18 protein-coding genes are annotated in these 20952 nt (G+C 38.1%); 13 read left to right on the top strand and 5 right to left on the bottom strand.

Annotated elements, in window-relative coordinates:
• Window positions 1-33: 33 nt before the first annotated feature.
• Both dnaN and dnaA read right to left on the bottom strand, forming a co-directional pair.
• The gene (gene dnaN, locus FFM59_RS04955; protein WP_137601944.1) at window positions 34-1173 is read right to left on the bottom strand and encodes a DNA polymerase III subunit beta; all 1140 of its coding nucleotides are present in this window, start codon (window positions 1171-1173) and stop codon (window positions 34-36) included.
• Window positions 1174-1338: 165 nt separating this feature from the next.
• Window positions 1339-2655: a chromosomal replication initiator protein DnaA gene (gene dnaA, locus FFM59_RS04950; RefSeq protein WP_137601943.1), complete on the bottom strand. Its 1317-nt coding sequence runs from the start codon at window positions 2653-2655 to the stop codon at window positions 1339-1341.
• Window positions 2656-3150: 495 nt separating this feature from the next.
• Here dnaA and rpmH point away from each other — a divergent pair, with 495 nt between their 5' ends.
• From rpmH to FFM59_RS04905, 9 genes are all read left to right on the top strand, one after another.
• Entirely contained in the window at window positions 3151-3285 is a 135-nt protein-coding gene (gene rpmH, locus FFM59_RS04945) for a 50S ribosomal protein L34 (protein WP_057890229.1), read from the top strand.
• Between the two features lie 54 nt (window positions 3286-3339).
• Complete coding sequence (gene rnpA, locus FFM59_RS04940) at window positions 3340-3693, top strand: ribonuclease P protein component (RefSeq protein WP_137601942.1); 354 nt, start codon at window positions 3340-3342, stop codon at window positions 3691-3693.
• Window positions 3694-3696: 3 nt separating this feature from the next.
• Complete coding sequence (yidC, locus tag FFM59_RS04935) at window positions 3697-4527, top strand: membrane protein insertase YidC (RefSeq protein ID WP_137601941.1); 831 nt, start codon at window positions 3697-3699, stop codon at window positions 4525-4527.
• A gap of 152 nt (window positions 4528-4679) precedes the next feature.
• Complete coding sequence (gene jag, locus FFM59_RS04930; RefSeq protein ID WP_137601940.1) at window positions 4680-5426, top strand: RNA-binding cell elongation regulator Jag/EloR; 747 nt, start codon at window positions 4680-4682, stop codon at window positions 5424-5426.
• 33 nt (window positions 5427-5459) lie between these two features.
• Complete coding sequence (locus FFM59_RS04925) at window positions 5460-5930, top strand: Jag N-terminal domain-containing protein (RefSeq protein WP_170175938.1); 471 nt, start codon at window positions 5460-5462, stop codon at window positions 5928-5930.
• Window positions 5917-6189 (top strand): R3H domain-containing nucleic acid-binding protein, encoded by a 273-nt coding sequence (locus FFM59_RS04920; protein WP_170175937.1) that lies wholly within the window; start codon window positions 5917-5919, stop codon window positions 6187-6189. The genes FFM59_RS04925 and FFM59_RS04920 overlap by 14 nt, the downstream gene beginning before the upstream one ends.
• A 136-nt stretch (window positions 6190-6325) precedes the next feature.
• Window positions 6326-7714 carry a tRNA uridine-5-carboxymethylaminomethyl(34) synthesis GTPase MnmE gene (mnmE, locus tag FFM59_RS04915; protein ID WP_137601937.1) on the top strand — a complete coding sequence of 463 codons (1389 nt, stop codon included), beginning with the start codon at window positions 6326-6328 and terminating at the stop codon, window positions 7712-7714.
• Between the two features lie 375 nt (window positions 7715-8089).
• Window positions 8090-9997, top strand: a complete 1908-nt coding sequence (gene mnmG / locus FFM59_RS04910; protein WP_137601936.1) for a tRNA uridine-5-carboxymethylaminomethyl(34) synthesis enzyme MnmG — start codon at window positions 8090-8092, stop codon at window positions 9995-9997.
• Window positions 9998-10201: 204 nt separating this feature from the next.
• Window positions 10202-11425 (top strand): L-lactate MFS transporter, encoded by a 1224-nt coding sequence (locus FFM59_RS04905; protein ID WP_137601935.1) that lies wholly within the window; start codon window positions 10202-10204, stop codon window positions 11423-11425.
• Window positions 11426-11485: 60 nt separating this feature from the next.
• On the opposite strand, the gene FFM59_RS04900 is transcribed toward FFM59_RS04905, so the two are convergent.
• From FFM59_RS04900 to FFM59_RS04890, 3 genes are all read right to left on the bottom strand, one after another.
• The gene (locus tag FFM59_RS04900; protein WP_170175936.1) at window positions 11486-12100 is read right to left on the bottom strand and encodes a CPBP family intramembrane glutamic endopeptidase; all 615 of its coding nucleotides are present in this window, start codon (window positions 12098-12100) and stop codon (window positions 11486-11488) included.
• 541 nt (window positions 12101-12641) lie between these two features.
• Window positions 12642-13625, bottom strand: coding sequence for an aldo/keto reductase (locus FFM59_RS04895; RefSeq protein ID WP_137601933.1), 984 nt, complete (start codon window positions 13623-13625; stop codon window positions 12642-12644).
• 60 nt (window positions 13626-13685) lie between these two features.
• Complete coding sequence (locus FFM59_RS04890; RefSeq protein ID WP_137601932.1) at window positions 13686-15191, bottom strand: UDP-N-acetylmuramoyl-L-alanyl-D-glutamate--2,6-diaminopimelate ligase; 1506 nt, start codon at window positions 15189-15191, stop codon at window positions 13686-13688.
• Between the two features lie 237 nt (window positions 15192-15428).
• Here FFM59_RS04890 and murE point away from each other — a divergent pair, with 237 nt between their 5' ends.
• The 4 genes from murE (at window position 15429) to lepB (ending at window position 20856) form a co-directional block, all read left to right on the top strand.
• The gene (gene murE / locus FFM59_RS04885) at window positions 15429-16958 is read left to right on the top strand and encodes a UDP-N-acetylmuramyl-tripeptide synthetase (protein ID WP_137601950.1); all 1530 of its coding nucleotides are present in this window, start codon (window positions 15429-15431) and stop codon (window positions 16956-16958) included.
• 59 nt (window positions 16959-17017) lie between these two features.
• On the top strand, window positions 17018-18919 hold the full coding sequence (gene asnB / locus FFM59_RS04880; protein ID WP_137601931.1) for an asparagine synthase (glutamine-hydrolyzing): 1902 nt from the start codon (window positions 17018-17020) through the stop codon (window positions 18917-18919).
• 91 nt (window positions 18920-19010) lie between these two features.
• Window positions 19011-20195 carry a carboxylate--amine ligase gene (locus FFM59_RS04875; protein WP_137601949.1) on the top strand — a complete coding sequence of 395 codons (1185 nt, stop codon included), beginning with the start codon at window positions 19011-19013 and terminating at the stop codon, window positions 20193-20195.
• Window positions 20196-20253: 58 nt separating this feature from the next.
• Window positions 20254-20856, top strand: coding sequence for a signal peptidase I (gene lepB, locus FFM59_RS04870; RefSeq protein ID WP_137601930.1), 603 nt, complete (start codon window positions 20254-20256; stop codon window positions 20854-20856).
• Window positions 20857-20952 lie beyond the last annotated feature (96 nt).

Here is a 20952-nt window from a genome sequence, read left to right as displayed (position 1 = left end):
CCGTAGAATAGTCGTTTAAGCTTACTTGTCACATTAATATGTTCGAACTGGCGTAATTAATTGAATAAAATTATCTTCATTTTCTGTCGGTACTAACGTAAATGGTCGTAAGGCAGAAGTAAATGACATTTTAATTTGGCTTTGTCCAAATGACCGGAGTGCATCCTTCATATAATCAGGGTTAAATGAGATTTCAACGGGTTGCCCGTCCACATTTTCAACACCAATTTGTTCTTCTACATTTCCGACATCTGGAGAGTTACCACTAATTTCTGCTAATTGATCTTCCGGCTGCACATTAAGTTTGACAACATTATTACGACTTTCATGTGACAGTAGTGATGCCCTTTCAATTGCAGCTAAAAAGGTCGCAGCATTTAATTCAACAGTTGTATCTGATGAATCTGGAATCAACCGTGTCGTATCAGGATAGTTTCCTTCCAGTAAGCGTGAATAAAACAGTGTGTCGCCTAATAAGAATAACACTTGATTGTCAGCTATTCGTAATTGAATTTCCTGATTACCATCAGTAATCATTCGTGATAATTCTTGTAAACTCTTACCTGGAATAATCACATCATGGGTTTCTGCAACGGCAGCTGGTAAAGCAATTTTTCGTTGAGCTAAACGATGACTATCAGTCGCAACGGCTAATAATTGATTTTCGCTTAAAATTAAGTGAACTCCAGTTAAAATTGGTCGACTTTCTTGGGTAGAAACAGCCAAAACAGTTTGTCCAATGACTTCTTTTAAAACATCGCCTGCCAGACTAATTGTATTATCGCCATCAATTTCAGGTAGATGAGGATAATTGTTAGCATCTTGACCATTAATAGTAAAAGCTGCTGTTCCTGATGTAATTTGTGTTTGAAAACCATCTGTTACCTCAATGGTTACTTGTTTGTCAGGTAATTTTTTAATGATTTCACTAAAGAAACGTGCTGGTAAGACAATTGATCCAGCTGATGCTACATCTAATTCTAATTTTTCATCACTGTTAGCTAACACAGATTCAATCGTAATATCCGCATCACTACCTGTCAGTGTAACGTCATTATCAGTAACGACGATTTTGATACCCGTTAATATTGGAATCGTTGTTTTTGAAGAGATTGCTCTTAATACGTCATTTAGTTTATTAATAAATGCGGAACGGTTGATTGTAAATTTCATGAATTTTAATCCTCGCCAGTCTATATATAATTATATTTAAAAACAGTAGAAGTAGTAGGCCCTGTTCATATTGTGGATAACTGCGGTGCACTTATTAGTATCAAGAGTTTTCCACTGTTGATAACCTGTGGAAAACTTATGTGAGTTACCTAAAGTTTTCCACAACTAAGGTTTAAGTTCTATTTTAAGGTTTTGTACGTCTTCTTGCAAATTAGCATTGGTTTTAATCTCACCTTCGATTTTATCAATCGAGTGTAAAACAGTGGAATGATCTTTACCACCAAAGGCTTCACCAATTTTTGGTAATGAATTATCGGTTAAATCTCGCGTGAGGAACATCGCGATTTGTCTTGGGACAACAATTTGCTTAACTCGTTTTTTACCACGTAAATCCGCCACCGATAAGTTGTAGTAAGCGGCGACTTTTTCTTGAATCACATCTACCGTGAGGGTTTGGACACCATCTAATTTTAATGCTTTCAATGATTCTGCCGCTAATTCGGTCGTGATATCTTTTTTCATTAAATGAGAAAAGGCTTGAACTCTGGACAAAGCGCCTTCAAGCTCACGAACGTTTGAATCTACTTGGGTGGCAATATAATTGAGAGTATCATTCGGGATATCGATATGATCGGCTTGTGCTTTACTACGCAAGATGGCAATGCGTGTTTCTAAATCGGGGGTGGTGATATCAACGGATAAGCCCCATTTAAAACGAGAAACTAAGCGATCTTGAAGCTTTGGGATTTCGTTTGGTAAGCGATCCGAAGTTAGTACAATTTGTTTGTTTTCTTCATATAAAGCGTTGAAGGTATGGAAAAATTCTTCTTGAGTACCTTCTTTGTCAGCAAAGAATTGTATATCATCAACTAATAATAAATCTAGTTGCCGGTATTCTTGACGAAATTGTTCTTGTTGCCCGGTTTGAATAGCGTTAATAAAATCGTTGGTGAAGGCCTCACTAGTAACATACTTAACTCGTGTATTACTATTATCTTCCATCATTTTATTACCAATGGCGTGCATCAAATGCGTTTTACCAAGGCCAACGCCACCATAGAAGAAGAGTGGATTGTACATTTTACCAGGTTCTTCAGAAACGACTAAGGCAGCAGCATGGGCCATCTGGTTACCTTTACCAATCACGTACGTATCAAAGGTATAGCGTGGATTTAAAGCAGTATCAACTTTAAATGAGCGAATATCCTTTGATGGGGTACTTGAGGTTATTTGATCACTTTCCACGATATAGTAAGGAGTGATATTACGGCCAATTTCTTTAAAGGTATACTGTTGTACCTTGGGCGTTAGTGATTTTACCCAGTAATCTTTATGAAAAGTCGAAGGTAGTTCAATAGTTAATAGATCATCGTCAAAAGAAATGATTTTGGCGGGGTCTATTAAATTGTTATAAGTCACACTCGTGACATCATTCTTAAAAGATTCTTTAATTTTGTTCCAAAATGACTCTAAATCAGTCAAAGCAAGCCCTCCAGTTGTGAAAATACTCTATTTAGTTTAGCATGCACGGAGCGAGTTTTCCACAGGGATGTTGAAATCTTTTTGTAATAATGAACAACGCTGTGTGGAAAATTTACACAGGATTGTGGATAACCAAAAAGGAACGCCTTGTTTTCGGGTTATCCACAAAATAGTGGTGGATAAAGGTCATTGCTATGAAAGGATTTATAAGAGTTATCCACAGCAAAAATGTAGTTGTGGATAACTTTAAGCACAAGCTGTGGATATGTGGAAAACTAAGGGATAAACCTGTGGAAAACAAAAAAGAATCCACAGATTGAAAAGTAACGCTGTGTATTATTTGTGGAAAACTGAGTTAAATAAATATATTTTCTCTTAATTTGGGTGTTTATTCTATTTTCACTTTGTGATAAAATTGTAGGGTATTGTTTGGAAAGGTCGATTTGATCGACTAAAAATATAAAAAATAACATCCTAATAAGGAGGTGCTAAGTTATGAAAAGAACATTCCAACCAAAGAAGCGCCATCGCCAACGCGTACACGGCTTCCGTCAACGTATGAGTACAAGCAACGGCCGTAGTGTATTAGCACGTAGACGTCAAAAAGGTAGAAAAGTATTGTCTGCATAAAAAGGCCACTGATAAAGTGGTCTTTTTTTCTGAAATAAATTCGAGGAAGATTTAATGAAAAAATCGTATCGTGTGAAGAAGGAATTAGATTTCCAGAAGGTCTTCGAAACACACAACTCGGTCGCAAATCGAAAATTTATTATCTATCAGTTAGACAAACCGGAACAAAAACATTTTCGGGTCGGCATCTCTGTAGGTAAAAAAATTGGTAATGCTGTTCATCGTGTTTGGGTAAAACGTAGAATTCGCCAATCGTTATTGGAATTAAAACCTCAGATAAAGCCTGATGTTGATTTCATCGTCATCGCGCGACCCTCAGCGGATCAAATAACAATGGATGAAGCAAAAAAACATCTGACACACGTTTTAAAGTTAGCTCAATTAATCGATGATGAAGCGGAGGACTAAAGAGTGAAGAAGAGATTTCGAAAATATTTAGCCTTACTGAGTGTTTTGGGACTAACTGTCTTTTTGGCAGCTTGTTCTAACACACCAGTAACAAGTAAAAGTACTGGTTTATGGGATCATTGGATTGTTTATAATTTCTCACGAGTAATTATTTGGTTATCACATCATTTTGGTGGATACGGCATGGGAATTATTATTTTCACGATTATCGTGAGAATTATTATCTTACCATTGATGATTTATCAAACTCGTTCAATGCGTAAAACCCAAGAAATTCAACCAAAGATGAAAGAACTTCAAAAGAAGTATTCATCTAAAGATATGGACACCGTTCGTAAATTACAAGAAGAACAAAAGAAGTTATATTCCGAAGCTGGTGTTAATCCATTTGCCTCAATGTTACCTTTGATTGTTCAATTGCCAATCATCTATGCGTTGTATGCTGCTATTTGGCGGACAGATGCCTTGAAACATGGTTCATTCCTCTGGTTAGAGTTAGGTGACAAGGATCCATACTTTATTTTGCCAATTTTAGCGGCAATCTTCACGTTTATGAGTTCTTGGCTATCGATGGCCTCAATGCCAGAAAAAAATGGGATGACAACGACGATGACGTATGTAATGCCAATTTTCATTTTCTTTATGGCAATGAATATGTCTTCAGCCATTTCTCTTTACTGGAGTGTGACGAATGCGTTCCAAGTGGGACAAACCCTAGTTATTCAAAATCCATTTAAGATTAATCGAGAACGGGCTGAAAAAGTGGCTGCTGAGAAAGCTAAGAAAAAAGCAATCGAAAAAGCTAAGCGTAAAGCCGTTAAGGGCCGAAAATAGTAGTGAGATGTATTAATATAAAACAGTAACTAAGAAGGATTAAGCAAAACATAAATTTTGCTTAATCCTTCTTTTGTTGTGGCTTTGTAACAGTGACTGGCAGTAGACGTGCTATAATAGTTGCTGAAATTAAACAAGGAGGCCAGCAAGACATGGCAACATTTACTGGCAAAACAGTTGCAGAAGCAATTGAAAATGGTTTGGTAACCCTCAAGGTCACCAAAAATGAAGCGAATATTAAAGTGATTAACGCACCCAAGACAGGTTTATTTGGTCGAGTGCGTAAAGAAGCTGAAGTTGAAATTGTCCCAATTGGGTCTCAATACCATTTAATTGGTGAAGAACAATCAGCAGACGAAGCACCTAACTTGGAAAGCACAAATACTGTGAATGAAAATGAAACGATGAGTGACGATCAAGTCCGTTCGATGCTGATATCTAGCTTGTCGCATGCTACCGCTGAATATGTCAAAGATTTGGCTTCCAAGCGAGATATTATTGTTAGTTATGAAATCAAAACAACTGCCAATCAATTTCTGATTGACCTATCTACGACGAATGAATCGCAATTAATTGGTACCCGTGGAACGACAATTAACGAATTACAAGAGCAAGCTAATCAATTTGTTCAACAAGCGAAACTAGATGATATTGACGTGGTGCTCGATACGAAAGATTATCGAGCTAAACGCAGTGAAATCTTGAAAAAAGTTGCAGAACGAGCAGCAAAAGAAGTCGCGAATTCAGAAGAGTCAGTTTATTTTGATCCAATGCCCGAATTTGAACGCGTGCAAATTCACGAATTTTTAAAAGATAATAAAAAAGTGCGATCTTATTCAGAGGGTAAGGGGAAACAACGAGTTGTGGTGGTCGCACCGAGAACCAAGCTCAGTGATTAATAATGATTGAGTTAAATGAGGAGGCCAGTTAACATGGCAACGTATACGGGTAAGACGGTGACTGAAGCCATCGATAACGGGTTAAGTGATTTGCAAGTTAACCGACATCAGTCGAATATCAAAGTGGTAAAGTTTCCTAAAATGGGCATGTTCGGTCGGGTCCGCCAAGCAGCAGTCGTTGAAATAGAACCCTTGTCAGTTGATACTGACTTGGGAGATACTTTACCGGCAGAAACACCAATGACGGCAGACGAGAACCGGTTATTGCTGTTATCTAGTATTTCACAGGCAACTGCTGAGTATGTAAAATACTTGGCGACCGAAAAAAAGATAACGCTAAATTATGAAATTAAGGTTGTTCCAGATCAATTTTTCATTGAAATGTCGAGTAATGATGAAGAAGAATTGATTGGCCCGAAAGGACAAACGATTAATCAATTTCAGGAACTCGCCAACCAGTATGTCGTTAATGCGGAAAAAAAATCCGGCTGTGCAAGAAGCTAATATTCAGGGAATCAAAGTTGAATTAGATATTGATGGTTATCGGGCCAAGCGGAGTAGAATTTTGCGCAAGGTCGCAACGCGTGCCGAAAAAGTAGTGGGTGAATCAGAAGGTGCGATTTATTTTGATCCAATGCCTAAAAGTGAGCGAGACCAAATTCATGCTTTTTTGCAAGATAGTGAAACAGTTCGTTCTTTTCCTGAGGGACAAGGCGATGAAAGAGCGGTGGTTGTTGCTCCACTTACGAAACTTAATGATTGACATTTTGTAAAATAAATTTTAAAATGTCGTAGTTAGAATTAAATACGGTAAAAGTAGTGAAAGTACTTTAACCACGTGTGCACAAGTGCAGGCGTGGAGTGGGTGCTTTTTTTATTTGTCAGAAAGGGGTATTAACTTGGCAAACTCAGAATTTGATACCATCGCAGCAATCTCAACTCCAGTCGGAGAAGGCGGAATTTCCATTATCCGGATTAGTGGGGAAGAGGCATTACCAATTGCTCAAGTAGTTTTTAAAGGCAAAGATTTATCAAAAGTTGATTCACACACGATTAATTATGGACACGTCATTGACCCGGGTACACAAACGGAAGTTGATGAGGTCATGGCTTCGGTAATGTTAGCACCTAAAACATATACCAAAGAAGACATCGTCGAAATCAATTGTCACGGTGGCTTAGTGGCAACAAATCAGATTTTACAATTATTATTGAGTCATGGTGCTCGTCTGGCCGAACCAGGTGAATTTACCAAACGTGCCTTTTTGAACGGTCGAATAGATTTATCACAAGCAGAAGCAGTGATGGATTTGATTCGCGCTAAGACTGATAAGTCAATGAAGGTGGCGTTAAATCAATTAGATGGTAATTTATCGCGCTTGATTAGGCAGTTACGACAAGATATTTTGGACGTTTTAGCACAAGTTGAAGTAAATATTGACTACCCTGAGTATGATGCAGTGGAAGAAATGACCACTAAGCTACTGCAAGAAAAAGCAGCGGAACTCCAAAAATTAATTAAGCAATTATTGAATAGCGCTAAACAAGGTAAGGTACTGCGCGAAGGATTAGCGACCGCTATTATTGGCCGTCCTAACGTGGGTAAATCGAGTCTCTTGAATAATTTGTTACATGAAGACAAAGCTATTGTGACTGATATTGCTGGGACCACGCGTGATGTGATTGAAGATTATGTCAACGTCAATGGGGTGCCATTAAAACTAATCGATACAGCAGGAATTCGGGAAACAACTGATCAAATTGAAGCGATTGGGGTGGAACGGAGCCGGCAAGCAATCGATACGGCTGATTTAGTTTTATTGTTATTGAATAATAGTGAAGCTTTAACTGATGAAGATCGTGGCTTAATTGCTGATACGGCCGATGTCAAACGAATTATTATTTTAAACAAAACGGATTTGCTGGAGCAACTAGATCATCAAGAGTTATTTAGTTTGGTGAATGAGGACGACGTCATTGAAACTTCAATCTTAAATGATCAAGGCATGGATCAATTGGCTAAGCGGATTAGTGATTTGTTCTTTGGTGAAGGCATTGAAACTAATTCTAATAATGTGATGGTCACAAATGCACGGCACATTGGTCTTTTGAATCAAGCAGATGCAGCGCTTGGGGATGTTCAACAAGGTATCGCTGCCGGATTACCAGTTGATTTGGTTCAAATTGATATGACTAGAAGCTGGGAATTACTAGGTGAAATCACTGGAGATAGTTATCAAGATGAATTACTTGATCAATTGTTTAGCCAGTTTTGTTTGGGCAAATAAGTCCAGAGTGCTTTTCTCTCCGTTTAGCTTCGGAGCATTAGCGGAGAATGAGAGGTTATTGTTCTGCTTTGTGAACGATGGCCTAGAATTCAAGCTAAGTGACGAAGTTGGAAAGAAAAGCCGATTTATTAGAGTGCTGAATGAGTCGTTTAATTAGTGAGCTGCTAGCTGAGATTAATGATAATTGCGTTGTTAGTAATTGAATTAATCGTAGCTAGGTGAACTAATTGACGAAAGAGGACGATTTAAGTAGAGTGTTTTTTCTGAAGTTGGAGAAAAAAGCCAATTTAAACATTCCAAATCAGCTTGTAAAAAATTATCTAAATAAAATAGCGCAAAAACTAAAACAATCTCAGAAGACGAGGAGAACGTATCGTGGAACAAGGATTACCATACACAGGAAAAGAATATGATGTAATTGTCGTTGGTGCCGGTCATGCCGGGAGTGAAGCCGCCTTAGCAGCTGCACGAATGGGCAATAAAACGTTATTAATGACAATTAACTTAGACATGGTAGCCTTTATGCCATGTAACCCATCAGTCGGTGGACCAGCTAAAGGAATTGTTGTTCGGGAGCTGGATGCACTTGGTGGACAAATGGGCCGTAATATTGATAAGACCTATGTTCAAATGAGAATGTTGAATACTGGTAAAGGGCCCGCGGTTCGTGCATTGCGGGCACAAGCAGATAAGCATGCTTATCATGCTGAAATGAAGCACACAATTGAAAATGAACCTAACCTGACTTTGCGTCAGGGTATGGTTGATGATTTAATTGTGGAAGATGGAATTTGTAAAGGTGTTATTACCAGTACTGGTGCACGTTATGCTGCCAAGAGTGTGGTCTTAACTGTGGGAACCGCCGCTCGTGGCAAGATTATTATTGGTGAACTTCAATATGAATCTGGTCCTAATAATTCTCAAGCTGCCATGAAGTTAACAAAGAATTTGGCTAACTTAGGGTTTGAGATTGAACGTTTCAAGACTGGGACTCCACCCCGAGTAGATGGCACCACGATTGATTATAGCCAAACCGAGGAACAACCTGGGGATGAAGCACCTAATCATTTTAGTTTTACTACCCCAGATACAAACTATTTACTGTTAAAGGATCAACTTTCATGTTGGTTGACGTACACAAATGAAACCACTCATGAAATTATACGTGGTAACTTGGATCGGGCTCCAATGTTCTCTGGAACCATTGAAGGAGTCGGACCTCGTTACTGTCCCTCAATTGAGGACAAGATTGTGCGCTTTGCCGACAAGCCACGTCATCAATTGTTCTTAGAACCAGAAGGACGTAACACTGAAGAATGGTATGTTCAAGGACTATCAACTTCGATGCCAGAAGAAATTCAACAAAAGATTTTACATTCCATCAAGGGACTTGAACATGCAGAATTGATGCGGCCCGGATATGCAATTGAATATGACGTGGTGGCTCCATATCAATTAAAGCCAACCCTAGAAACTAAAATTATTAAAAACTTGTATACTGCTGGTCAAACTAATGGGACTTCTGGTTATGAAGAAGCGGCTGGACAAGGAATGATTGCGGGAATTAACGCTGGCTTACGTGCCTTGGATCGTGGCCAATTTACCTTGAAGCGCTCTGACGCATATATTGGTGTCATGATTGATGATTTGGTTACCAAGGGTACCAAGGAACCATATCGTTTGTTGACTAGCCGTGCAGAATATCGCTTGATTTTACGTCATGATAACGCAGACTTACGTTTGACTGAAATGGGTCGTGAATTAGGCTTAATTGACGATGCTCGTTATGCAGCTTTTGAAAGTAAAAAAACGGCCGTTGAAGAAGAACTAAAGCGTTTGGATACCATTCGTATCAAACCTAATGATGATATTGATGCTTTCTTGGTTTCTCGCGGTGAAAAGCCATTGAAGGATGCTTTATTAGCTAGTGAATTTTTACGTCGTCCACAAGTGAGTTACGCTGACTTGATGCAATTTATTCCAGAAGCTACAGAACCTTTGGATCGCCAAGTAATCGAACAAATTGAAATCACAATCAAGTACGCTGGTTATATCAAAAAAGCCGAAGATCGAGTAGCTCGCTTAAAGAAGATGGAAGCTAAAAAGATTCCAGATCGAATTGATTATGATGACATTGATAGTCTGGCGACTGAAGCGCGTCAAAAACTTAAAAAGATTCAACCTGAGACAATCGCTCAAGCAACACGGATTAGCGGTGTTAATCCTGCTGACATTGCGATTTTGAGTGTATATATTCAACAAGGCCGAATCGCAAAAGTATAATCGAAATGACTTATCTTACGAGATAAGTTATTTTTTGAATTAATTTGTACCATATATTAGCTAAATCTTTATGATTAGGTTATTTATACTGATTAATGTTCGTGTTTTTAATAAAATTTATATCTTGACCATCCTTTTAAATCAAGATAACATTAATTTACGAACTTTAATATTGTTGTCGGTAGAGAAGAAAGGGAGTTCATCTTGAGATTAAATAAGTACACAGTCGCAACCGCCGGTGTAACTTTTCATTTAATGCTAGGTTCGGTCTATGCCTGGAGCGTGTATGTCACAGCAATTGCTGCTAAAACTAATTGGGCAGAATCAGAAATTACCTTTGCGTTTAGTTTAGCAATTTTCTTTTTGGGGATGTCGGCTGCGTTTATGGGTCGGTTAGTTGAAAAATTTGGGCCCCGAGTGACAGGTACCATTTCAAGTTTTTGTTATGGTGCCGGAACGATGTTAACGGGTGTTGCCGTCCATTCAGATCAATTATGGTTGTTGTATGTGGCCTATGGCGTGATAGGGGGGATTGGTTTAGGATCTGGCTATGTGACACCAGTTTCGACCATTATTAAATGGTTCCCTGAAAGACGTGGCTTTGCCACTGGATGCGCCATTATGGGCTTTGGCTTTGCAGCAATGATTACTAGTCCGATTGCCCAACAATTGATTACAACAGTTGGAATTGAACGAACTTTTTATATTCTTGGTATTTTTTATTTTCTTGTCATGGTCTCTGCTGCTCAGTTTATTAAGCCACCAAAGCAAGTTACTAATGCTGAAGATTCATTGCAGCAAGGGGTTAGTCTAACTGGTGGACGTCAAATGACGGCTAATCAAGCTGTCAAGACGCCTGAGTTTAAAATGCTGTGGCTGATGTTATTCATCAATATTACTTGCGGAATTGGTTTAGTCTCGGCTGCTTCACCAATGGCCCAAGAATTAACGCATATGTCAGTCGTAAAAGCTGCCTGGATGGTTGGTGTAATTGGTATTTTCAACGGAGTTGGTCGACTGGCCTGGGCAAGTATCTCAGATTATTTGGGACGACCAAATACCTTTAGTTTGGTTTTTCTAATTGAAGGAATTCTCTTATTTGGCTTACTAGGGGTTAATTCTACGTCGATTTTCACCGTTGTTATGTGTGTGATTATTTCTGGTTACGGGGCAGGATTTTCTGTCATTCCGGCCTACCTGAGTGACGTCTTTGGTACCAAGGAATTAGGAGCCATTCATGGCTATGTCTTAACTGCGTGGGGGATGGCTGGCCTCGTTGGCCCGTTGATTCTCTCAATGTCGCACCAGATATTACAAAGCTACAATATGACACTAATCTTATTTGCACTGTTGGAGTTATTGGCGTTACTCGTATCCTTTGCTATTCGTAAACGATTTAAAGTGGCCCAAACTAAATTAGAACAGTAATCTGAAAATAAAATGGCATTCAAGACTGAGTTAAAGTCTTGGATGCCATTTTTAATTATTTTAAATAATCAAGCCACTCATAAAGATTAGCGAACTAACCACGTTTGCACAGCCATGGAGCAAAATACTGGGAATGATGGATCCATTGGCCATTTTTTCATCGATGTAATAAAATGCAAACCCAATACAGCTAGTAAAAATAAAGGTTAAAATCACAAAAATAAGGTCGATATGGCTAGCTAACAGCAAACCACCATGCAAAGCTCCGAATAGTATTGCCTGAGTGAGGTTGCCCTTGAAATAGCCAAATTTGTGTTGAATTCGTTTGGCAAAAAATCCTCTAAACAGGATTTCTTCTGCCTTCGCCGTTTGAAAGAATGCATATAATATCATTGCTAGAACGGTTGTTAACTTGAAATTATTAAATTTAGTGTTGGCTACGACAGTTGAATCTGGTGTCACACAGATTAATGCTGTGCCAAACAAAGCAAAGACAACGAATGTAATTAAACTGGTAGTTACTAATTTTCTAGTGACATGATTGACTGGTTTGATGCCGATCCAAGCTGAGAAATGAACAGGTGGTTTAAACCATTTCCACCAAATGAATGGTAAAGCAATAAATATCCATAACTGCATAATTGTCGAGATAAGCTGATTCCATAAAAGATTCATGATAAGCTCCTCATTCATTAACCACGTAAGCGAAACTACACTATTCGAGAAACATTGTAGCTTAAAATTTAATCACGTGTCAATGAGTGAAAAGCCACCACTGGCATGGGATATGAAATGGTAGTGATGTCCTGGAACTGGATTAAATTTAGCTGGTTGAATCACTATCTTTAATCCGGCTTTTAATCTCAACTTTGTCACCTAGTTAAAATAAGCCACCATAGTCAATGAACGACTATAATGACTTATTCTAAACTAGTGCTCCAAAGCTAAACGAGATAAAAAGCACTATCATTAATCCGGCTTCACAACTTAGCCAATTCCGTATAACTTTAAATATCTTGATTTCAAAGTTCAAAATCGTTCGATATTTTCGTTATTACTCATTGGCTGTTCAATTTGCTCAGCACTATATTTAATCCGGCTTTTAATCTCAACTTTGTCACCTAGTTAAAATAAGCCACCATAGTCAAGAACCGACTATAATGACTTATTCTAAACTAGTGCTCCAAAGCTAGACGAGATAAAAAGCACTATATTATTACCACAAATACTTAACGGTTGGTTCAAAAAATTCTTCATAGATATTTTGACAGATTAGCATTTGTTCATGGGTTAAGGGTTGCAAATCGGCAGCACCGGTATTGGATGCAATTTGAGCAGCGTTACTGGCACCGGGGATGATGGTGGATACGGCATCAAACATCAGTATCCAACGAAGTGCCGTTTGGGCTAAATTATCGGTTCCAAGTTGGTCTTTTAATTCGGTCGCAGCTCTAACTCCGGTTGCATAGTCCACACCAGCAAAAGTTTCACCTTTATCAAAAGCCTCACCATTTCGGTTAAAGTTCCGGTGATCGTTTTTCCCAAAGGTAGTTTCTAAGGTGTATTTACCGGTTAATAGCCCGCTAGCCAAAGGCACTCGAATAATTGTTCCTACATTTTGGGACTGGGCTAACTTAAAGAATAAATCAGCTGGTTTTTGGCGGAAGATATTAAAAATAATTTCCACCGCTGAAATATCGTAATCAAGGGCTTTTATTGCCTCTTCAATTCGTTCAACACTAACACCGTAGTGCTTGATGCGGCCGTCCGCTTTCATTTCATCTAAAGTATCAAAAATTTCTTTGTGATAGTACGCATCAGTAGGTGGACAGTGAAGCAAAATTAAATCTAAACTGTCTGTTTTTAAATTCTTTAGGGATTTGGCAACGAAAGCTTCTAAATTTTCTTTGCTATAACTATCAATTGTGTGTGGGTCTATGGCACGGCCCATTTTTGTCGATACAATGATGTCTCTTTCTGGATGCGCGACTAAGAATTCACCAATCGCTTTTTCACTTTCACCATCTTGATAAATATCTGCAGTGTCAAAGAAATTAACACCAGCTTGATAGGCGGCTTCAAGCGTTTCTTGTGCATCTTGATTACTAAATGGCTCTCCCCATTTAGAACCTAATTGCCAAGTACCAAGTGAAACTTCACTAATTTTGTAACCAGTTTTACCCAATGTTCGATATTCCATGATAATCCTCCAAAACTAACTTTAATAGTGAAATAGTACCACTATTATTGATAATAAGCATTAGCTTAAGAGACTCATCTTACGCGTAAAATTTGCATTAATCACATCAAAATCACTGAAATAGCTTTTAGTTGTCCCGATAATTTGATATTTTTCATGACCTTTACCGGCAATTAACACGACATCGCCTGGTAAAGCATGCGATAGAGCATAGTTGATGGCCTCGGTGCGATCGGTAATCCGGGTAAATGACTTCATTGGCAAATGATTAGTCATATCATCCAAAATGGCATCGGGATCTTCTGTACGTGGATTATCCGAAGTAAAAATGGCATTGGTGGCTAGCTGAGCAGCAACATCCGCCATCAAAGGCCGCTTTTGCCGATCGCGGTCACCGCCACAACCAATCACACAAAAGACCCGTTTTTCGGCAAAGTCATTAATCGTAGCTAACACATTTTTTAAGCCATCAGGAGTATGGGCATAATCGACAATTGCGGTAATGCCAGAATCATTGGGTACTAATTGAAAACGACCCTCAACCCCGTGTAAGGTCGCTAATTTATCGACAATTTGTTCTGGGGCAATGTTCATGGCAAAACATGCTGCGACAGCGGCTAAAGTATTGTAGACATTAAACATTCCCATCAGTGGCGTGTTCACGGTGTATTCTTCACCGTAAATTGATAAGACGAAGCTTGTCCCGTTGCTTGAAATGTTAATTTCCTTCGCACGAACAATCGCACTTTCGTTTAGACCATATGTAATAATATTGGCAGAAGTCATCCCGATTAAGCGATTACCATAGGGATCATCGGTATTAATGACGGCCGTCTTAATGTTATTAATATCATAGCCATTACCAAGTTGGGAAAACAGTAATGCTTTAGCAGCAAAATAATTTTCCATTGTTTTGTGATATAGCAGGTGATCTTCAGTGAAGTTGGTAAAGACCGCCACATTGAAATCGACCCCATAAGTGCGACCTTGATCTAGCGCAATTGAAGAAACCTCCATGGCACATCCAGTCATATTTTGATTCCGCATCTCATTGAGTGTTTGATTGAGTGTATTAGCATCTGGTGTGGTATTAATGGTGGAAATTTTGGTATCACCAATTTTGTTATACATCGTGCCAATAATGCCGGTTGGTTGGTGATTGTCAGACATAATTTCACTAATTAAATGAGTGACGGTTGTTTTACCGTTAGTGCCAGTGACCCCAATCATCGAGAGATCCTCGCTGGGATTGTGATAAAAAATCGTAGCCAGTTGGGCCAAAGATTTATGAGTATTATGGACCGCAATAATCCGGTCGGTATATTCAGTCGGTAATGTTACTGTTGAGGCGGAATCAACCACAGCTAGTACCGCTCCATTTTCAAAGACTTCCTTGATGGCAGTTTGACCATCAAAATTAGCTCCTTTGATCGCGACGAAACAAGTTCCAGTGGTTACTTCTTTGGTATTAGCTGTTAAATTATGGATGCGGTCTGTTAGGGCAGACAATTTTAATTTATCGGCGGGACTAATTTGTAAAATATCGGCTATTTGTTTCATTTTCATTAGAAACACCTCGAATTTAGATTTAATGGTCTTTATCTTACGCGATGATTATGAAGAGAATGATTTATAAAAATTGAAGAAAATGAGATTAATTGTTGAGAAAATGTGAAGAAATATTAAATAATGATTATTTTGTGAAATATATTGACATGAATGAAGCCCTACTATGTAGATTAACGACAATTGATGATAGAATATAACATGTATATTTTTACGAGACGGGTCGGAGGATAAATGATGGAAATATCCATTAGTCAAATCGAAAAGATTTTAAAAAAAGAGAACCTATTAAAAGAAATTAGAATTGGTGATAATTGGTTATATCAATTTCCAGTTGAAGAGTACGAAACTAAATTTTTAGATTTACAATCTAATTCCAGAACCATTAAACGCGATACGAATACCTTGTTTTTTTGTAAGGGATTAACGTTTAAACAAGCTTATTTGCAAATTGCGATAGATAACGGAGTCAAATACTACCTCGCTGATCGTGAATACAAGATTGATGATAACCAAGTGACTGGCATTATTGTGACGGACATCAAAAAAGCGATGGCTTTATTGGCGGCCGAATTTTACCAACACCCAGAAGAAAAATTGACGATTGTCGGTATTACCGGTACGAAGGGTAAAACCACGACGGCCTATTTTTTAAAGCATATTTTAGATCGAACTTTTCACCAAAAAGTAGCGTTGTTATCGACAATCGATACAACTTTAGATGGTCAAAATTATTTTAAATCGCATCTATCCACCCCGGTGGCTTTGGATTTATTTAGAATGATGAATGAGGCCGTGGAAAACGGGATGACTCATTTAGTGATGGAGGCCTCTTCACAAGCTTTTAAGCAATCACGAGTATATGGTTTAAGATTTAATGTAGGTGTTTTTTTAAACATTTCGCCTGATCATATTAGTCCAATTGAACATGCTACCTTTGATGATTACCTCTTTTGCAAACGCCAAATTATTTCGCAATCGGACGTCATGGTGATTAATCAAGATTCACGTTATTATTCATTCTTACATCAAATTATTGATGAAAAAAATGTGCCAGAAATCACCTATGGACGGCAGTTGTCGGCTGATTATCGAATCGAACAAGAAGCGCGTTTTAGTTTTGTGAGTCAACACTTGGGTCAATTACCAGAATTTCATTTGCAGTTAGATGGTGATTTTAATAAAGAAGATGCCACTGCTGCGATGGCCGTGAGTCAAAAATTAGGCGCGAGTGTTGATGACTGTATTCGTGGCATTGAAGAAACAGTTGTTCCTGGTCGCATGGAACAATTTGAATTACACCAAAACATTCAAATTTATGTTGATTATGCGCACAATTTCGATAGTTTGAACCGATTGTTAAACGTGGTGCGCAATCAACATCCTGATCACACGTTGTGGGTGGTCACTGGTAGTACTGGTAAAAAGGGACTTAATCGACGAGTTGGAATTGGAAAAGCAATTGGTAATTTTGCCGATTATGCGGTCCTCACGTCAGATGATCCAGACACCGAAGATCCTAATGACATTGCGAAAGCTATTGCGGGTGCAATCAATAATCCTAAGGTACATGTCAAGTATATTGAAGATCGTAAGAGTGCGATTCAGTTTGCGCTGCAAAAAGCTCAGACTGGGGATGCGGTTGTTGTGTCCGGTAAAGGTGAAGATCCTTATCAGAAGATTAACGGCGTAGATGTGCCGTATGATGGGGATGCAGTTGTTATAAAAAAATTAATAAAAGCATTGGATAATGCTTCAAATGGTTAAAAATGGTAAACTAAGCGGTATGTGTATTCGGTTTTTTATAAGAGATAGGAGAGTTTTAAATGTGTGGATTTGTAGGAACGATTAAAACAGATAAGCTTAGCGATGACGTCATCGTTAATATGGCAAATCGCATCAAACATCGGGGACCAGATGACGAAGCGTATTTTAAAGATGACAAAGTAATGATGGGTTTTCGACGGTTGTCAATCATTGATTTAGCTCATGGAAAACAACCCATGGAAAACAATGAAGAAACGACGGTCCTAACCTTCAATGGTGAAATTTATAATTTTAAAGAGGTTCGCAAGGACTTAGAAGCGCTAGATTATGTTTTTAAGACTAATGTTGATTCAGAAGTTTTATTGCATGGATATGATGCATGGGGCTCTAAACTATTAGATCATCTTCGTGGAATGTTTGCCTTTTCAATTTATGATCGTAAGAACGGAAAGATTTTTGCCGCACGTGATCACTTTGGTATGAAGCCTTTTTATTATTACAATGATGGTGAAAATTTCATGTGGGGCTCTGAAATCAAAGCCTTTTTGGATCATCCTGGATTCAAAAAAGAATTCAATATGAAGTATTTACCTTATCATTTAAGTTTTGAGTTCATTCCTGGACGTGAAACTTTGTTTAAACATGTCTTTAAATTACTTCCTGGGGAATTCATGACCTATGATATCGCCACGAAAGATTTGAAATGTGAACGGTACTATAAATTTGAATACGATATGGATCCTAACAAACAAGTTGAGGAATCTAGTCAAGAAATTGAAAAACTGGTTGATGATTCCGTTGATGCACATATGATTGCCGACGTGGAGGTTGGAAGCTTTTTGTCTAGTGGGGTTGATTCAAGTTACGTTCTGAATGAAGCTAGTAAGTTAAAAGATATCCAATCATTTTCACTTGGATTTGACGATCCGCGTTATAGTGAATTGGCATGGTCGACTAAATTTGCCGAAAAAATCAACCAAAAAAATACCCAAATAAAAATTACTGAAGCGGACTATTTTAGTAGTTTGCCAACGGTGTTGTATTACATGGACGAGCCACTTTCAAACCCATCAGCCATTCAACTTTATTTCTTGGCCAAATCAACCAGCAAACATGTGAAAGTTGCGTTATCTGGTGAAGGGGCTGATGAATTCTTTGGTGGATACAACACGTATCTTGAAGGTGATACTTTCCATAAGTATCAAAAATATGTACCAGGATTTGTTCGTTCGGCCTTGGCTGCTGCAGTGAAGCCTTTACCAAGATTTCATGGTCGTAAATTCTTGATTCGCGGAGCGCAACCAATTAGCGAACGTTATTACCGAGTTAACTATGTTTACAATGAAGACGAACGCGCTAAATTGTTAAAAGATAAATCATTAAATGTGGACACTGGCTTAATGACAAAACATCTCTTTGATGAAGTGTCTGATTTGGATGAAAAATCACAAATGCAGTACTTTGATATTAATGCTTGGTTGCCATATGATATTTTGCATAAGGCTGATCGGATGAGCATGGCTAATTCATTAGAAGTTCGTATGCCATTAGTTGATCGTGAAATTGCCAAATATGCCCGGACATTGCCAGTTTCTAACCGCTTTAGTGGTGCTGAAACCAAATATGCGTTCCGTTTAGCTGCCAAAAATAATGTTCCCAGTGATGTGGCCAAGAAAGAAAAGATGGGCTTCCCATCTCCTCTAGCTACCTGGATGAAAGAAGATAAGTATTACGATTTAATCAAAGGTGCTTTCACCTCTGAAGTCGCACAACGATTCTTCAATTCTGACTACCTAGTTGAAATCTTGGATAAACATCGTGCAGGTCAATCAAGTATGCAAAAATTATTTACAATATATTCATTCTTGATTTGGTATGCTGTATACTTTAAGGAAGATGTACCAGAAGGATTCCTAGAATCAATTACAGTTCCAGTACCAGCAATGAACAAAGTAGGATAAAAAGTAATGTAAAGAGGTATCAAGACGCGTGGATTCAGCAAAACAAGCATTTGTGCCAATTATTTTGGGAACTGATTTGAACGCCTATGGGATGGCGCGTTCATTTTACGAAAAATATACAGTTAAATCTGAATTATATGCCATGATGGAATTAGCGCCAACGCGTTTTTCAAAAATTGTCACACCACATTTTATTGAGAATTTTAAAGATCCGAAAGTCTTTAAAGACACCTTGTTAGCGGTTGGAAAAAAGTATCGGGACCAAGACATCATTCCGGTGTTGATTAGCTGTGGTGATGATTACACCGAATTTGTTGCCGAACATCGAGACGCTTTTCTTGAATATTATGTCTGTCCGTATACGGATTCTGACACAGTGGCCAAATTAACTGATAAAGAATCTTTTTATCGAATATGTGACGAGTACGGCTTGCCATACCCACATACTAAGATTATTAATTCAAGTGACGATACGTCAGATTTTGATTCACCCTTTGGTTATCCGGTTGTGTTAAAAGGTGCAGATGCGAACCAATGGCGGACAATTCATTTTGATGGTTATGAGAAAGCCTTTACCATTAATGATAAAGAAAAATTGAACTTGATGATTCATCGTATTTTTGAACATGGATACGTGGGAGATTTAATTTTACAAGACTATGTCCCTGGTGATGATAGTAATATGAGAACTATCAATATTTATGCTGATCAATATCATCATGTAAAAATGATGGTTTTGGGTCATCCGTTATTGGAAGATCCATCGCCACTGTCAATTGGAAATTATGTCGCAATTGCACCTGGATATGATCAAGACATTTATGACCAATTAAAAAACTTTTTGGAAAAAATTGAATTCACTGGTTTTGTTAATTTTGATGTGAAATATGACCGACGTGATAATTCTTTCAAGGTGTTTGACTTGAATCCTCGACAAGGTCGGAGTAGTTTCTTTACCATGTTGAATGGTTATAACTTTGCATCATTACCAGTCGAAGACTATATTTTTGGGACGTTAAAGGACCAACCAACGGTGTTTGCCAATAAAGATACCAGTCAATATAAACTCTGGTTAGGTGTTTCCAAAGCAACTTTTGAAAAATACGCGACGGATAATGAAGCTAAAACGGCCGCAATGGAATTAATTAAACATCATAAATATGGCACGACCTTTAAATACAATCGTGATTGGAATATTCGCCGAGCATTGATTGAATTTTGGATGAATCATCGATATAAGCAAAATTTTGACAAGTATTTTAAAGAAAAAATTTAATTATTTGGGAATTATGAGTATACTAAGAAGTATAAAACTTGTAAGTGGGGATTAAGTTATGAAAGCAATGAAAGAAGTGCTTAGTTGGATAGTGCCAATTGTAATCGGGCTATTAGTAGCCTTATTAATCAAGCAATTTGTTTTCCAACTAGTTCGTGTTGACGGACCTTCAATGGATCCGAATTTGAGTGATAATGAACGCGTGGTTGTCTTTAAACAGTCAACAATTCACCGTGGGAGTGTTGTCGTGTTCCAAGCTCAAGGAGTGGACCCAAGCGCCACCACTAAAACTGACTACGTTAAGCGTGTGATTGGCTTACCTGGTGATACAGTTGAATCTAAAGATGGCAATCTATACGTTAACAATAAGAAAGTTAAACAAAGTTATATTGGTACTGATGAGCGTACTACTGGGACTGGTAATTGGACCTTGTCTAGTTTGTCCAATATTCATGCCTGGTCAAAAAATGTGAATGCTACTAAAGTACCAAAAGGTGAATACTTTGTACTAGGAGATCATCGAAGTGTTTCTAACGATGGTCGTTACTGGGGATATGTACCTAAGAGTAAAATCTTAGGGGTTGTTAAAGTACCGTTCTGGTCGTCAGATAAGACTGCCAAAAATAATATTAATACCGAGTGGAAAAATTATTTCGAATAATCACGAGTTACAAAAAAAGGTGGCTGGGAAAAAACTAACCAGCTATAGAAAAATCGACCAAGAATTCTATAATTAATAGAATTTTTGGTCGGTTTT

It is taken from the genome of Paucilactobacillus nenjiangensis, assembly GCF_005405445.1.
Lineage (GTDB): Bacteria > Bacillota > Bacilli > Lactobacillales > Lactobacillaceae > Paucilactobacillus > Paucilactobacillus nenjiangensis.
The sequence above is the reverse complement of the archived record's forward strand: the minus strand, read 5'-3'. Positions and strand labels throughout refer to the sequence as shown.